Annotated in this window: 12 protein-coding genes; 6 read left to right on the top strand and 6 right to left on the bottom strand. The window is 42.4% G+C overall.

The genetic code is table 11. From position 1 onward, the window contains the following. Position 1: 1 nt before the first annotated feature. The gene (locus tag BSAG_RS07980) at positions 2 to 478 is read right to left on the bottom strand and encodes an HU family DNA-binding protein (RefSeq protein ID WP_004310403.1); all 477 of its coding nucleotides are present in this window, start codon (positions 476 to 478) and stop codon (positions 2 to 4) included. 298 nt (positions 479 to 776) lie between these two features. Between BSAG_RS07980 and BSAG_RS07985 the strand changes: the two genes are divergently transcribed. Beyond that, entirely contained in the window at positions 777 to 1,733 is a 957-nt protein-coding gene (locus BSAG_RS07985) for an Rpn family recombination-promoting nuclease/putative transposase (RefSeq protein ID WP_004316804.1), read from the top strand. 124 nt (positions 1,734 to 1,857) lie between these two features. Here BSAG_RS07985 and BSAG_RS07990 read toward each other — a convergent pair whose 3' ends face one another. Continuing rightward, the gene (locus BSAG_RS07990) at positions 1,858 to 2,469 is read right to left on the bottom strand and encodes a DsbA family protein (protein ID WP_004316803.1); all 612 of its coding nucleotides are present in this window, start codon (positions 2,467 to 2,469) and stop codon (positions 1,858 to 1,860) included. 337 nt (positions 2,470 to 2,806) lie between these two features. Here BSAG_RS07990 and BSAG_RS07995 point away from each other — a divergent pair, with 337 nt between their 5' ends. After that, on the top strand, positions 2,807 to 4,723 hold the full coding sequence (locus tag BSAG_RS07995) for an Ig-like domain-containing protein (RefSeq protein ID WP_008770450.1): 1,917 nt from the start codon (positions 2,807 to 2,809) through the stop codon (positions 4,721 to 4,723). Next, entirely contained in the window at positions 4,668 to 5,543 is an 876-nt protein-coding gene (locus BSAG_RS08000; RefSeq protein ID WP_008770449.1) for a DUF3108 domain-containing protein, read from the top strand. Before BSAG_RS07995 ends, BSAG_RS08000 begins: the two co-directional genes overlap by 56 nt. Positions 5,544 to 5,713: 170 nt before the next feature. Here BSAG_RS08000 and BSAG_RS08005 read toward each other — a convergent pair whose 3' ends face one another. Next, complete coding sequence (locus tag BSAG_RS08005) at positions 5,714 to 6,124, bottom strand: PaaI family thioesterase (RefSeq protein ID WP_004315530.1); 411 nt, start codon at positions 6,122 to 6,124, stop codon at positions 5,714 to 5,716. A gap of 205 nt (positions 6,125 to 6,329) precedes the next feature. Here BSAG_RS08005 and BSAG_RS08010 point away from each other — a divergent pair, with 205 nt between their 5' ends. The 3 genes from BSAG_RS08010 (at position 6,330) to BSAG_RS08020 (ending at position 12,239) form a co-directional block, all read left to right on the top strand. Further along, positions 6,330 to 7,532, top strand: coding sequence for a glycoside hydrolase family 88 protein (locus tag BSAG_RS08010; RefSeq protein WP_004315531.1), 1,203 nt, complete (start codon positions 6,330 to 6,332; stop codon positions 7,530 to 7,532). A gap of 164 nt (positions 7,533 to 7,696) precedes the next feature. Next, positions 7,697 to 9,247, top strand: coding sequence for a sulfatase (locus BSAG_RS08015; RefSeq protein ID WP_004315533.1), 1,551 nt, complete (start codon positions 7,697 to 7,699; stop codon positions 9,245 to 9,247). Between the two features lie 130 nt (positions 9,248 to 9,377). Further along, positions 9,378 to 12,239: a chondroitinase family polysaccharide lyase gene (locus BSAG_RS08020; RefSeq protein ID WP_004315535.1), complete on the top strand. Its 2,862-nt coding sequence runs from the start codon at positions 9,378 to 9,380 to the stop codon at positions 12,237 to 12,239. A 16-nt stretch (positions 12,240 to 12,255) separates the two neighbouring features. Here the strand turns inward: BSAG_RS08020 and BSAG_RS08025 are convergent, their stop codons facing one another. The 3 genes from BSAG_RS08025 to BSAG_RS08035 form a co-directional block, all read right to left on the bottom strand. Next, complete coding sequence (locus BSAG_RS08025; RefSeq protein WP_004315537.1) at positions 12,256 to 13,161, bottom strand: IS982 family transposase; 906 nt, start codon at positions 13,159 to 13,161, stop codon at positions 12,256 to 12,258. 253 nt (positions 13,162 to 13,414) lie between these two features. Further along, a complete protein-coding gene (gene cysS, locus BSAG_RS08030) occupies positions 13,415 to 14,896 on the bottom strand; it encodes a cysteine--tRNA ligase (RefSeq protein ID WP_004315539.1) in 1,482 nt (493 codons plus the stop codon). 230 nt (positions 14,897 to 15,126) lie between these two features. Beyond that, on the bottom strand, positions 15,127 to 15,939 hold the full coding sequence (locus tag BSAG_RS08035) for a Cof-type HAD-IIB family hydrolase (protein ID WP_004315541.1): 813 nt from the start codon (positions 15,937 to 15,939) through the stop codon (positions 15,127 to 15,129). Between the last annotated feature and the right edge of the window lie 299 nt (positions 15,940 to 16,238).

Below are 16,238 nucleotides of genomic sequence, written 5' to 3'. Positions count from 1 at the left end.
TTTATGCTGCAGGATCCGGGGCCTCACCGCTACCGCCTTCGTCCGGATTTTCCGGTTTATTTCCCCCTCCATTTCCGGAAGAGGTGCCGCCGTTTCCTTCCGTCTTGTAGATACTTACATTATCCAGCATATCCTTAAATTTATATCCCGGAGTAAATACGATTTTCACTCGTCGAACGGTATCGGCATCTACATCTTTTTCTTCATTCTGACTTTTACAGTTCATGCCCGGACGGAAACATCCGAAATCGCCTAATTGTACAGACAATCCTTTGTTGAGATTGGTGTTCAATGTATCAATCAGTGCGTCAATCACGTGTTTCACTGCGCCTTCGGGAATCATACCGAACATGGATACTTCCTTGCATAAATCTCTGAAATTTACCGTATTGGTAATTACATTCTGTGCTACATACTTTTCAGTCTTTGTTTTGTCAAAGCCGAAAACTCTTTTCTTGACAACATACTTTAATGCCATAGTCTTTCTTCTTTTAATAGTTAGTTAATCTGTTTTATTGTTGTTTTGTGATCACGATGCAAAGATATGGTTTCCGAAATTCATGACCAAGCTGAAAAAGAATTGTGCGTTAATAAATTAGTTAATAAGTAGAATGCTGCTGTATTGGGGAATTTTATGTAAAAAAGATGGAACGGAAGGACTACTTTCACAAGTAATTTCTATATATACTGATAAGGGTTATGATTCTATAATACTTTTGGCTGAAATTTATCCCTTTTACCAATATAATTCTTACCTTTGCTAAAAACGTATTCTTATGGAACAGAAAGACAAATATATTCGTTTTGACTGGGCAATCAAGCGCCTTTTACGCAATAAGGCTAACTTTGGCGTGCTTGAAGGTTTCCTCACAGTATTATTAGGTGAGGAGATTCATATTCTTGAAATTTTAGAAAGTGAAGGTAATCAGCAACGGGAGGATGATAAATTTAATCGTGTTGATATTAAAGCCCGCAATAGTAAAGATGAAATAATTCTTGTCGAAGTTCAAAATACTCGTGAACTCTATTATCTGGAGCGAATCCTGTATGGAGTAGCTAAGACTATTACCGAACATATTGATCTGGGCGAAATCTACTCTAATGTGAAGAAAGTATATTCTATCAGTATTCTTTATTTCGACATTGGGCAAGGAAGTGATTACCTTTATCATGGACAGAATACATTCTTAGGTGTACACACGGGCGATCATCTGAAAGTTACTACCAAAGAACAGGGAGCTATTGTTCGTAAGCTGCCTGCTGAAATCTTTCCAGAATATTTCCTTATCCGTGTGAATGAGTTTAATAAAGTAGCTGTTACTCCTCTGGAAGAATGGATCGAATATCTGAAGACAGGGTGCATACGTCCCGATACAAAGGCACCCGGACTTGAAGAGGCTCGTAAGAAACTGGTTTATTATAATATGGATAAGGCTGAAAAGCTGGCATACGATCGCCATATAGATGCGGTAATGATACAGAATGATGTGTTGAGTACTGCTAAATTAGAAGGGCATGAAGAAGGACACCAGCTTGGACTTGAAGAAGGACGACAACGAGGACTTGAGGAAGGCATTAAGGAAGGCATTGAAAAAGGTATTGAGCAAGGCATTGAGCAAGGAATCGAAAAAGAAAAAACAATCACTGCTCGTAAGTTGAAATCTCTCAATCTCCCCGTTGATACTATTATACAGGTTACCGGTTTGTCGTCAGAAGAAATAGAGAAACTCTAATTGTTTTTTGCTATTTTCTTATTTAAGAACTCCTCTTTCTATAGAATATATAAAAATAATTCTGCACTGAACAATTGTTTTTTGTCCAGTGCAGAATTTTGGTCATTCCGCTAATGATTGTAATTTATTCTTCACTTTTCTTTGCGTAAACCACCAGTTTACCCGCTCCATAACGGATCAATAATCCACGTTCGATAAAGGTGTTTAACTCATTGATCGCCCGTTGTTTGTCATGTCCTGTCATTCGGCAATAATCTGCACGGGTCAGGCAGGGAAATTGTTGGAGATGTTTATTGATTAGCTTCAGACATTCTTCTTCACTGCGTCCTTTCCCGTGAGGGCGGGTGAACGATGCTCCGCGCTCCGGTCTCATTTGTTGGGCCACTTCTTTCTTGAACTGTTTGCCTGCCCTGAAATTGATGTTTTTCAAGCTGATGGATTGTGCATGCACATCTTTCTTTTTCATTACGGGAGGTCCTTGTAGAGATACGGAAAAATATCCGATGTCACCCAGTTCTACAATCCATCCGTTTGCAAGCAAATCTCGCAATTCATTTTGGAAAGACTGCATGGCACCTACCAGTAGGCTACGGCTTATTCCGGTGAATTTGTGAACACGATCCAGAAATTCTTCCTGATCGATCGTTCCGTTGAAAACAACACGGGGATGAAGCGGTTGTTCTTCGCCTTTCTTCTGAATGTCGGGCGTGTCGTAAAGGTCGTAATGTATACTCATAATCAGAATTGTTTTATATCGGCACTTTTATCTATCCGATTGCCTGCGCGGATTTGTTTCATTCGTTATTCTTACTTCGTTTGACTATAGTCTCCCTTTCGTATGACTATAGTTATACGCAAGGAAGACTATGGTTATCTTTGCGTATAACTATAGTTAAACGAAAAAAGATTAGGCAACAAAGGTAATCTCTTTAGGCAATAAAACTAATTATATTAGCAGGAAAAAAATAAAAACGTCGCAAATATTGTTTATTACCTTAAGTCACCCTTTCCTTTTTTAATAAATTAGCTAGAAAGTGTGGTATTTATTGAATAAGAACGCTTATTTTTGCAGCATGTTACAATTTGAGAATCAAAAGATAAAGCAAATAGTTCGCAAGGTGCTTCCGGTAGTAACGCTGGGGGCGATGTTATATTCCTGCGCCAGTATTGGACGGCCCGACGGTGGACCATACGATGAGACGCCGCCCCGTTTCATCGGCAGTACTCCGGAGGCGGGGGCTTTGAATAATAAAAGGACTAAAGTCTCTTTGATGTTCGACGAGTTTATTAAGCTGGAGAAAGCGACCGAGAAAGTCGTTGTTTCCCCTCCCCAGATACAGCAACCGGAAATCAAGGCTTCCGGCAAGAGAATACAAGTCAACCTGCTCGACTCTCTGAAACCTAACACGACCTACACGATTGACTTCTCGGATGCAATTGTCGACAATAATGAAGGTAATCCGTTGGGTAACTTTGCATTTACGTTCTCTACCGGTACGGAAATCGATACGATGGAAGTAGCAGGAACAATGCTCGATGCCTCTAACCTGGAGCCTATTAAAGGTATGCTTGTCGGACTACATTCCAACCTGAACGATTCGGCTTTCAACAAATTGCCTTTCGACCGTGTGGCACGTACGGACAGCCGTGGACGTTTCTCCATCCGTGGTGTAGCTCCCGGCAAATATCGTATCTATGGATTGATGGATGCCGACCAGAACTTTGCCTTCAACCAGAAGAGCGAGATGATCGCTTTCCACGATTCGTTGATTATCCCCCGCATGGAAGAACGCATCCGCATGGATACGGCTTGGGTGGACTCGTTAACTTACGACACGATTGTTGAGAAGAAATATATGCATTATTTGCCGGATGATGTCATTCTCCGTGCTTTTAAGGAACTCAATTATTCACAATACCTTATCAAGTCGGAAAGGCTGGTTCCTCAAAAGTTCACTTTCTATTTCGCCGGTAAGGCGGACACTTTGCCTGTCTTGAAAGGCTTGAACTTCGATGAAAAGGATGCTTTTGTCATCGAAAAGAATCAGCGGAACGATACGATCCATTATTGGGTGAAAGATTCTCTGCTCTTCAAGCAGGATACGCTGGCCATGAGTCTGACTTATCTTTATACGGATACTTTGAATCAGCTAGTGCCCCGTACGGATACGCTGAACCTTGTTTCGAAACAGAAATATAAGAAAGAGGAGCCGGATAAGGACAAAAAGAAAAAGAAGAAAAAGAAAGGGGAAGAGGATGAACCCGAACCGACGAAGTTCTTGCCGGTGAATGTTAGTGCCCCTTCGTCAATGGATGTATACGGCTATATTTCTTTGAATTTTGAAGAACCGATAGCCAGTTATGACACTGCTGCCATACATCTGCGGCAAAAAGTAGATACGCTCTGGAAAGATATACCATTCGAGTTTGAGCAGGATTCAGTGAATCTGAAGAAATTTAATCTGTATTATGACTGGGAACCGACATTGGAATATGAATTCTCAGTAGACTCGACTGCCTTCCACGGAATATACGGATTATTTACCGATAAGATAAAACAAGGATTCAAGGTGCGTAGTGAAGATGAATATTTCACACTTCATTTCAATGTGACGGGAGCAGACTCACTGGCCTTTGTCGAATTGCTTGACGCCCAGGACAAGGTGGTCCGTAAGCGGAGAGTGGAAGAGGACGGAATGGTCGATTTCTACTTCCTGAATCCGGGAAAATATGCAGCCCGACTAATCAATGACACAAATGGAAATGGTGAATGGGACACGGGAGACTTTGCTAAAGGCATCCAGCCGGAGGCTGTTTACTACTATCCGACGATATTGGAATATAAAGCGTTGTGGGATGTGACCCAACCGTGGGATATTCATGCGACTCCAGTAGATAAGCAGAAACCGGACGAACTTAAAAAACAAAAACCAGATGAAGACAAGAAAAAGAAAGATAGGGATCGAAATAATCAGAACCGCCGTCGTTGACGCTCGACGTAACCTTATTATTGGATTGGTGGCATTACTGACGGGAATCTTCGCCCTCCCTGCCAGTGCCCAATGTGAAGCGAAGAATGATGCGTTTCAATCCGGCGAACATGTAATGTATGATTTATACTTCAACTGGAAGTTTGTCTGGGTGAAAGCCGGACTCGCCAGTCTGACAACGAATGCGACCACTTATCATTCGCAGCCAGCCTACCGGATCAACCTGCTTGCTTTAGGTAGCAAACGGGCAGATTTCTTTTTCAAGATGCGCGATACGCTGACTTGTGTGATCGGTGAAAAACTGGAACCACGCTATTTCCGCAAAGGTGCCGAAGAGGGAAAACGTTACACGGTCGATGAGGCTTGGTTTTCTTATAAGGACGGTCTTTGCCTCGTAAACCAGAAACGTACTTACCGGGATGGAGCGTTTGATGAATCTGAAGCTAGCGATAGCCGCTGTATATACGATATGTTAAGCATTCTGGCGCAGGCACGTTCTTACGACCCTGCGGATTATAAGGTAGGAGACAAAATTAAGTTCCCGATGGCTACGGGCCGTAAAGTGGAAGAGCAAACGCTTATCTACCGTGGGAAAGAAAATGTAAAAGCGGAGAATGGAGTTACTTACCGTTGCCTGATCTTCTCATTGGTAGAATATGATAAGAAAGGAAAAGAAAAGGAGGTGATTACTTTCTTCGTGACGGACGACTTGAACCATCTTCCTGTCCGCTTGGATTTATTCCTGAACTTCGGTTCGGCAAAAGCATTCCTGAATAATGTGACCGGTAACCGGCATCCGCTGACTTCTATCGTTAAATAGATATAGAGAAAAAACGAAGGCATATCAGAAGTAAATTGACCTGCCAACCTGTTATTTTTTAGACGCGGATAACGCGGATGACACGGATTTATTATCTTCTTATCCGTATCATCCGCGTTATCTGTGTCTAAAAGGTATACTTTTAAAAGTGTTGATGCACCTTCCTGTTTTTATTCCTGAACTTCGAAAGGCACTTTTTGATCCTTTCGGAATACGCTGGATTCAAAAGTTGCAATCAACTCTCCGTCTTGGTTTGTTATATCTACCTGATAGCAACCTGTGCTTCGGCCGATATAGCGTTCGCGTGCTTCGGCAAAGAGAGTGTCTCCGGGGCCGCTGGCACGCAGGAAAGTAATAGTGGACGAGAGAGAGAAAGCTAGTGTGCCGTGCGAGTTAGCAGCTGCGGCAAGCGCAAGGTCTGCCAGCGTAAAGATGGCTCCTCCTTGTGTGCGGGCACCTGCATTAAGATGTTCGGCTTTTATTTCTAACTTGGCTTTACTATACCCTTTTCTTACTTCCAGCAGAATTATACCTGCATTTTTGGCAAATATGTCATTCTTAAAGAATTCTTGTGGTGTCATGATGATTTATAATTTATGATTTATGGGGTGGATTCTGATTTATGAAAATGTCATTCAGGCATAAATCATAATTCATAAATCCAAAATCTTTTGCAAATGTACCAAAATAGTTCCTCATTTGGATTATTTGGGTCGGTCTATTCTCTTTAAATGCACTATTTTTGCAATCAAGAAAATTAATCACTTAATAAACAATCCATGTATTATGAAAACAATTCTTAGCGCATTAGGACTTTCCCTTTTGATCTTAACGAGTTGCGGCGGACAAAAAAAGGTTGAAGTAGACTTTATTCAAGACAACATCGACAACGCAGTTGCACAAAACACGATTCAAACGGACATTATTGAGAAATCCGGTAAGATCCTGAATCCAAGAACTATCAACAAAGACGGTAGTATATCCTATATACCTATCGAAGACTGGTGTTCCGGCTTCTTCCCCGGCAGTATGTGGCTCACATATAATCTGACCGGAGATCAGAAATGGTTACCATTGGCCGAAAAATATACGGAAGCTCTTGATTCGGTAAAATATCTGAAATGGCATCATGACGTAGGGTTTATGATCGGTTGCAGTTATCTGAACGGATACCGTTTGGCGGACAAGAAAGAATATAAAGATGTAATTATTGAAACAGCTAAGTCGCTTTCTACCCGTTTTCGCCCGAATGCAGGCGTTATCCAGTCATGGGATGCCGATAGAGGCTGGCAGGGAACGCGTGGATGGAAATGTCCGGTGATTATTGATAATATGATGAATCTCGAACTCTTGTTTGAGGCAACCGCTCTTTCAGGTGATTCTACTTTTTATAATATTGCAGTGAAACATGCTGATACAACAATGGCTCACCACTTCCGTCCGGACAATAGCTGCTACCATGTGGTAGATTACGATCCGGAGACAGGTGAAGTGCGTAAGAAACAAACTGCACAGGGATATGCGGATGAATCTTCTTGGGCCCGTGGACAAGCTTGGGCACTCTACGGATACACTACTTGCTATCGTTACACGAAAGACAAGAAATATCTCGACCAGGCACAAAAAGTATATAATTTTATATTTAATAATAAGAATATGCCGGAAGATCTCGTTCCTTACTGGGATTACGATGCTCCGAATATTCCAAACGAACCGCGTGATGCTTCTGCTGCCGCTTGTACAGCTTCTGCCCTTTACGAACTGGATGGTTACCTGCCGGATAATCACTACAAGGAAACCGCTGATAAGATTATGGAGAGTTTAGGGTCGCCTGCTTATCGTGCAAAGGTTGGAACAAATGGAAACTTTATCCTGATGCATTCAGTAGGTAGTATTCCTCACGGTCAGGAAATCGATGTCCCTCTGAACTATGCTGACTATTACTTCCTGGAAGGACTGATGCGTAAAAGAGATTTGGAAAAGAAATGAGGAATAAGAAATAATAAAAAATAATGAACGGTAAGCAGTGAACGATGAATACTCTACAGATTCTAACGTAACATGTTTACCGTTTATCATTCAGCATTGATTGTTTATTATTCCTCTCTTATCATTTATTACTAACCTGTTTAAATCATTTATCGTAAACTATCATGAATAAACCTATTAACCTTCTTGTAGGAGGCCTGACGCTGTTTGCCGCACAGGGTTGCAAGGCTCCGAAGCAAGTGCCCCAACAAGCAGAACATCCCAATATAATTTATGTATTTCCCGATCAATACCGTAATCAGGCAATGGGCTTTTGGAGCCAGGACGGATTTCGGGATAAAGTAAATTTTAAAGGAGACCCCGTGCATACTCCCAATTTAGATGCGTTTGCGCGTGAATCGATGGTACTGTCGTCTGCACAGAGTAACTGCCCGTTGAGTAGCCCTCATCGTGGAATGTTACTGACTGGTATGTACCCGAATAAAAGTGGTGTACCATTGAATTGTAACTCCTCACGTCCGATCAGCTCCTTACGCGAAGATGCGGAATGTATTGGTGATGTATTTAGTAAAGCAGGTTACGACTGTGCCTATTTCGGCAAACTTCATGCCGACTTCCCAACTCCGAACGATCCCGAACATCCGGGACAATATGTGGAAGAGAAACGTCCGGCATGGGATGCTTATACTCCGAAAGAACGTCGTCATGGTTTTAATTACTGGTATTCTTACGGTACATTTGATGAACATAAGAACCCGCATTATTGGGATACGGACGGCAAGAGGCATGATCCGAAAGAATGGTCGCCCCTGCATGAAGCAGGCAAGGTTGTTTCTTATCTGAAAAATGACGGTAACGTACGCGATACCAAGAAACCTTTCTTTATTATGGTAGGTATGAATCCTCCTCACAGCCCGTACCGTTCTTTGAATGACTGCGAGGAACAAGATTTCAATCTTTATAAAGACCAGCCTTTGGATAGTCTGTTGATTCGCCCGAATGTAGATTTGAAGATGAAGAAGGCAGCATCCGCCCGTTATTATTTCGCCTCCGTAACCGGTGTGGACCGTGCTTTCGGTCAGATTCTGGAAACATTGAAAGAGATGGGATTAGATAAGAACACAGTTGTCATCTTTGCTTCCGATCATGGTGAAACGATGTGCAGCCAGCGTACCGATGATCCGAAGAATTCCCCTTATTCCGAATCTATGAATATTCCGTTCCTGGTTCGTTTCCCCGGTAAGATTCAGCCGAGGGTGGATGATTTATTGCTTTCCGCTCCTGATATTATGCCTACGGTGCTTGGCTTGTGCGGGCTGGGTGATTCTATCCCGGCAGAAGTGCAGGGACGTAATTTTGCTCCTCTTTTCTTCGATGAAAAGGCGGAAATCGTTCGTCCTACCGGTGCGCTGTACATTCAGAATGTAGACGGTGATAAAGATGAAAATGGATTGGTGCAAACTTACTTCCCTTCTTCAAGAGGTATCAAGACGGCTCAATATACATTGGCTTTATATATCGACCGTGATACGAAGGAGTTGAAAAAAAGTCTTTTGTTCGATGATGTAAAAGATCCATATCAACTGCATAACTTGCCTTTGGAAGAAAATAAGGAGATTGTGGCACAACTTTGCGGTGAAATGGGAGCTATGCTAAAGGAGATTAATGATCCTTGGTATACGGAAAAGATTCTGTCGGACAGGATTCCTTATTAACGATTTATGTATTCTTATATAATCATTTAGGTACAGATCACGCGGATTCACGGTCTTTAGTGTTGTCATTGTTGCAAAGTAACCGCGTTCATCCGTGTAATCCGTGCCTAAAAAAGATAACAATTCAGTAATGAAAAGCAGTTGTTTTATAATATTATTCCTTTTGGGAATTATTCCTTCAGCTTTCGCCCAACTCATCGGATTTGAAGAGGAAGTACCCGAAGCATTTAAAGTTTCCGGAAAGGGAGAAGTGAAAATCTCTTCTCTTTTTTACAAGGAGGGTGAAAGTAGTCTGGAATGGGACTTTCAGCCCGGTTCTACGCTGGATGTTCAAATTGCTCCTTTATCGTTGAATACGAGAAACGAGAAGCAGTTCGGCATTACCTTGTGGATTTATAATGAGAAACCGCAGCAGGATTCTATTCGTTTTGAGTTTCTGAATAAGGAGGGAGAAGTCTCTTACTGGTTCTCTTATCGTTTGCAGGCAGCAGGCTGGCGGGCTTGCTGGATCTCTTTTGAGTATATGCAGGGCGACAAGAAAGATAAGAAGATCGTAGCCTATCGGCTGGTTGCCCCGCAACGGAAGGGACGTATCTTTCTTGACCGTCTGATTTTTCCGGAAAAGAAAATGAATCTTCGTACCACTCCCGACCAACAGTTGCCTACCAATAATGGGCTGTCTAATCGTGACCTGTGGCATTGGTGTCTCGTGTGGAAATGGGAACAACAGTCGTATGATATTCCTCTGCCTTCTAAATTGACAAGCGAACAAAAGAAGGAGCTGAAGACTATCGAACAACGTTTGACTGACTTTCTGGAAGTGAAAAAGGCTCCGCAAGGACCGATTAATGCTGCCTATAAAACATTTGAGAAAGCGGCTATCAGTCCATCCATCGCTGGGACGGGATTTATAGGAACTCCTATTGTTGCTCCTGATGAACAGGACAAGAAGAAAGGAGAAATGTCATGGAACGATATTGAAACGATGCTTTCCGGCTTTGCCTATGATGCTTATTATAACCAGAACGAAACATCAAAGAAAAACTACTTTACCGTATTCGACTATGCTATCGATCAGGGATTTGCATACGGTAGCGGTATGGGTACCAATCATCATTATGGTTATCAGGTACGTAAGATATATACAACTGCCTGGCTGATGCGTGATGCTATCTATAAACATCCTCATCGGGATGCTTATCTCTCCACATTGCGTTTTTGGGCGGCTCTGCAAGAAACTCGTCAGCCATGTTCTCCAACACGTGATGAATTGTTGGATTCCTGGCATACGTTATTGATGGCGAAATTTATTTCCGCTATGATGTTTCCCGATGCAAGGGAACAGGCGCAAGCTTTGAGCGGCTTGTCACGTTGGCTATCTTCTTCTTTGCGTTATACTCCGGGAACGATCGGTGGTATAAAGGTAGACGGTACGACTTTCCATCATGGCGGTTTCTATCCGGGATATACCACTGGAGTACTTGCGACTGTAGGAGAATATATTGCATTTACCAATGGTACAAGTTTTGAACTGACCGAAGATGCGCGCAAACACATGAAATCAGCCTTTATTGCTATGCGCAATTATTGCAATTTCTATGAATGGGGCATCGGAATCAGTGGCCGTCATCCTTTTGGAGGGAAGATGGGAAGCGATGATATCGAAGCATTTGCCAATATAGCTTTATCCGGTGATTTATCCGGTCAGGGAAATACGTTTGATCGTGGTCTGGCTGCTGACTATTTACGTCTGATACGCAATAGTGATACTCCGAATGCGCGTTTCTTCAAGAAGGAAGGTATTCAACCGGCACAGGCTCCACAGGGATTCTTCGTTTACAACTATGGTTCGGCAGGCATTTTCCGTCGTGCGGACTGGATGGTGACATTGAAAGGGTATACCACTGACGTATGGGGCTCTGAAATTTATACGAAAGATAACCGTTACGGACGTTATCAGAGTTATGGCTCCGTGCAGATTATGGGGAAAGGAAATCCCGTGTCACGTGCCGGAAGCGGTTTTGTGCAGGAGGGATGGGACTGGAACCGTTTGCCGGGCACAACTACCATTCATTTGCCTTTCAACTTGCTTGATAGCCCATTGAAAGGAACGACTATGGCACGCTCCAAAGAGAATTTCTCCGGAAGCAGTTCTTTAGATGGTAAAAATGGAATGTTCGCTATGAAATTGGCAGAACGGGATTATGAGAACTTCACACCAGACTTTGTGGCCCGTAAATCCGTTTTCTGTTTTGATAACCGGATGGTTTGCCTGGGAACAGGTATTGCGAACTCCAATGCGGATTATCCTACGGAAACGACTCTTTTCCAGACAAAATATAATGGTAAGGAGCCCAAAGTAGGAGAGGATAACTATTGGCTTCATGATGGTTATGACAATTATTATCATGTAGTGGACGGAACCGTTCGCGCACAGGTGGCAGAACAGGAATCACGGCATGAAAAGACGCGTGAAATAACCAAAGGAAAATTTTCTTCTGCCTGGATAGAACATGGCAAGGCGCCGAAAGAGGGGACTTATGAATATATGGTATTGATACAGCCTTCTGCTTCCGATCTCGACGAACTGCGCAAAACTCCTGCATACGAGGTGTTGCAACGCGATCAGACTGCTCACGTTGTTTATGATAAAAAGACAGGTATCACGGCGTATGCTGCTTTTGAAGCTTATCAGCCTGCCGCTGATAAAGTGTTCGTGGCTATTCCTGCGGAAACAATGGTGATGTATGCAAAGGAATCTGATAAGGGTATCCGTTTAAGCGTCTGTGATCCGAATCTGAATATAGAAGAGAAGACGTATACAACGAAAGAGCCCAGTCGTCCTATTACTAAGGAGATACGGCTTAAAGGACATTGGAGATTGACAAGCCCGATGGAAAATGTCCGGTTGGAACAGCAGGGAGACCAGACCGTACTGACGGTAACCTGTCAGCATGGACAGCCGGTTGAAATGCTCATGGAAAATAAATAACGTGAGTTCGATATAATCAGAACATAGCCAGTTGCCCGTCATTGACAAATTTCACATCAATGGCGGGTTTCTTTTCAAAGAAACAATAGGCTGCTATCGCTGACAATGCATTTGCAATGAAGTTATTGAATGAACGGTGTCTGGAGTGTTCAATCTGTGCAATGTTCTTCAATTCGTCATTAACAGTTTCAATCAGAGCTCTTTTCCTAAGCAATATCTTATCAGCGATACTCATCAAGGAGTTCTTCATATTATTCTTGACCTTAGTAATCGTCTGTATACCATTAAGAAAGAGGTTCTCGAACAAAGTCTGACCGATATATCCCTTGTCCGCATACAATTTTCCCTTTATGTTTTCCAGAAACTTTCCTTGTTTCAATGGTTCCCTGTCATCCACATTGCCGGGAGTAAACATAAAATTGAGGATCTCTCCTTTATCATTGATTATCAGATGCAGCTTGAATCCGAAGAACCATCCCATAGAGCATCTTCCACGCTCGGCAAGTCCTTCGAAAGTCTTGTGAATCAATATTCGTTGGTTACGGCAGACACGTAAGGGAGTGGAATCGACAAAACTGATACCGGTACAACTGCCTAGCAGAACCTTTTTGATGAAAATGGTCAGAGGAAGAAGTATTTCTTTTTCCAGTTCCACAAAACGATTATAAGACACACATCGGGGGAACAAGCCTCTCAAATGTTTGCAGACGTACTCTTTGTAATAATGTTTAAAACATCGAAATCCACCGGAATGAAACAGGATGAGAATTACCATAACTTCCGCATCGTTCATACGGTTCGGCTTGTTGCGATGCTTATGTCCTTTGTCTTCAATCATATATTTTTTCTGTTGCAATGTAAATTCCTTGCAAAAATCATCTGCCATACAATAAATCTCTGTAACTTTAGCCTCTGAAAACATAGCGGTAATCGTTTAAATGTTATAATTTGTCACTATAAATTTAATACTTTTATCGCTATGTGCCTATTTTGCAATGATATATTTATTGATTTATATCGAACTCACGTTAAATAATTAGTGAATAAGATAAGAGAAAACAAGAATTTAAAGAGAGGTATTAGTTATCATGTTTCTATGAAAAAAGAGAAGACCGGTTCGTGGTGAGCCGGTCTTCTTTGTATTTGCACGGTGCGTTGAGCACTTTCTTTTCTTATTACTTATTCAGCCTCCATTCGAAACCGTCTTTAGTATCTTTGATTTCAAATCCGAGTGCTGTCAGTGTGTTGCGGATTTCATCGGAAGTAGCCCAGTCTTTGTTGGCTTTCGCTTTCATACGTTGTTCCAGTAGCATATCTACTACCTTACCGTAGGCTGCTTCACGGCCATCAGAAGAACCTTTTTCTTCTTTCAATCCCATGATGTCGAAGCTGAACAGATGGAATGTTTCTTTCAACTCTTTCAGGTCTTCGGCGGATATGGTGGCATTGCCGGCAATGATATTGTTAATAATGCGGGCACCTTCGAAAAGCTGTGCGATGACAATCGGTGTATTCAAGTCGTCATTCATTGCTTCATAGCACTTAGCGCGCAGTTCTTTCACGTTGATTCCCTCTGAAGTTGCCGGTGCGGGAGTAATCTTATCCAATGCGTCAATGGCTTCTATCAGACGTTGCAGCCCTTTTTCGGATGCTTGCAGTGCTTCATTGCTAAAGTCTACCGTGCTGCGGTAATGAGCTTGCAGGATGAAGAAACGGATTGTCATTGGTGTGTAGGCTTGTGCCAGCAGCTTATGAGTACCGTTGAAGAATTCGTCCAAAGTGATGAAGTTGCCGAGTGATTTACCCATCTTGGTTCCGTTGATGGTAATCATGTTGTTGTGCATCCAATAGTGAACCATGTCATCACCTTGTGAGGCTACCGATTGTGCGATTTCACATTCGTGGTGAGGGAAAATCAAGTCCATTCCTCCTCCGTGAATATCGAAGTGTTCGCCTAGGTATTTGCGTCCCATAGCGGTACATTCGGCGTGCCATCCGGGGAAACCGTCGCTCCATGGAGACGGCCAGCGCATGATATGTTCAGGTTGTGCCTTTTTCCAAAGGGCGAAGTCGGCGGGATTGCGTTTTTCGCTTTGTCCGTCGAGGTCACGGGTGGTATTCAATACGTCGTCCAAATTACGTCCGGAAAGTTTTCCGTAATGGTGATCTTTGTTGTATTTGGCTACATCGAAATAAACGGAGCCTTCGCTTTCATAGGCGTATCCGGCATCCAAAATCTTCTGTACCAGTTGGATTTGTTCAATGATATGTCCTGAAGCATGTGGTTCGATGCTCGGAGAAAGTACATTCAGTGCTTCCATTGCTTTATGATAGCGGTTCAGGAAATATTGAACAACCTCCATTGGTTCCAACTCTTCCAGACGTGCTTTCTTGGCAATCTTGTCTTCTCCGTCATCGGCATCATGTTCCAGATGACCTACATCGGTAATATTTCGTACGTAGCGTACTTTATATCCTAGGTGGGTGAGATAGCGGAATAACACATCGAAGGTTATAGACGGGCGGGCGTGTCCTAAATGGGCATCTCCGTAAACAGTCGGTCCGCACACATACATGCCTACATGAGGTGCATGAAGCGGTACGAACAACTCTTTCTTTCTATCTAAGGTGTTGTAAATGGTAAGTTGATGTTCCATAACATTTTATATTTGTTTTATTGGAACTGCAAAGTTAGTATAAAATCTGAATATGCGCTCTATCTTTGATGAGTTGATTTTAGCTCTTGAGCTGTTTTACTGGTAATATTATTAGTTTCCCGGTATGAAACTAAAAGTTTCACACCGGGGAACCAATGGTTTCATTACGGGAAACCAAAGGTTTCTCACCGAGAAACTAAAATTTTGTCGGCATGAAAGTAAATGTTTGGTTATTGTTGACTGCAAAACTTATCAATAGCTTCTGCTACACCGTCTTCTTCGTTGCTTAGAGTGATGTAATTTGCTGCTTTTTTTACAGGTTCTTGTGCATTTCCCATAGCAATTCCCAGTCCTGCAAACTTAATCATGGATAAGTCATTATAGCCATCTCCCATTGCTATGACTTCTTCTCGTGCTACTCCTATTTCTTTCAATAAGACAGCAAGAGAAAGAGCTTTGTCAATTCCTTGCGGAACTAATTCGAGGAAATAGGGTTCTGAACGGAAAACGTTAATATGTCCTTGTAGCCGGAGACTAAGTTCTGCTTCAAGCGGAATGAGTTTATCTGCGTCTCCCACGATGAGGCATTTGGCTACAGGAAGCGTGATCTCTGTGAGGAAGTCGTTTGTTTCCCGTACTGCCATTTTATTGAGAAAGGCCTCTTTCTGTACGTATGGGTCTTGAGAGTTTTCTGTTATTATATCTGCTCCGTCATAGGTTAATATACTTAGTTGGTGGGTACGGGCACATTCATAGAGCATCGGAACAACTTCATTAGGTAACACATTTTCATATACCATCTCTTTTGTTTCCCAATTGATAATTTCACCTCCGTTATAGGAGAGGATGAAACCTCCGAATTCATTCATCCGTAATTCGTTGGCTAATGGTACAATACCATAAGTAGGTCGTCCGGAAGCTAATACGAGTCGTATTCCTTGCTCTTGTATACGTATTAGAGTTTCCCTGTTGCGGGGAGTGATTTCTTTTTTAGAATTGGTGAGTGTGCCGTCAAGGTCGAGCACGATAAGTTTGTATTTCATGTAGCGTTGTTTTGGGTGCAAAGATAGATTAAAAAAGTTTTTCCGCAAGGTGGTGGGGGAAAAGATGTGGCTTTAGCTAAGCCAGCCATCGTTTGTTCAACTTGGCAGATGTTTTTGTAAAGTATTGAATATTAATAAAGAAGCTTCAGATCTGAGTCGTCGTGCTGTCATGCATCAGATGCAGGGACTTTCTTTTTGAACCAGACTCGTATTTTTCGGATGTAGTAGCTTCTCCTGTTTCTGATTTCTTGATTGATGATATGACATTTAGATAAATAAAAGCCGCATAACGAAAGTTA

This window comes from Bacteroides sp. D1 (genome assembly GCF_000157095.2).
In the GTDB taxonomy this organism is placed as follows: Bacteria; Bacteroidota; Bacteroidia; order Bacteroidales; family Bacteroidaceae; genus Bacteroides; species Bacteroides xylanisolvens.
Note: the sequence above shows the minus strand (reverse complement) of the source record. Positions and strands in the feature narration are given on the sequence as shown.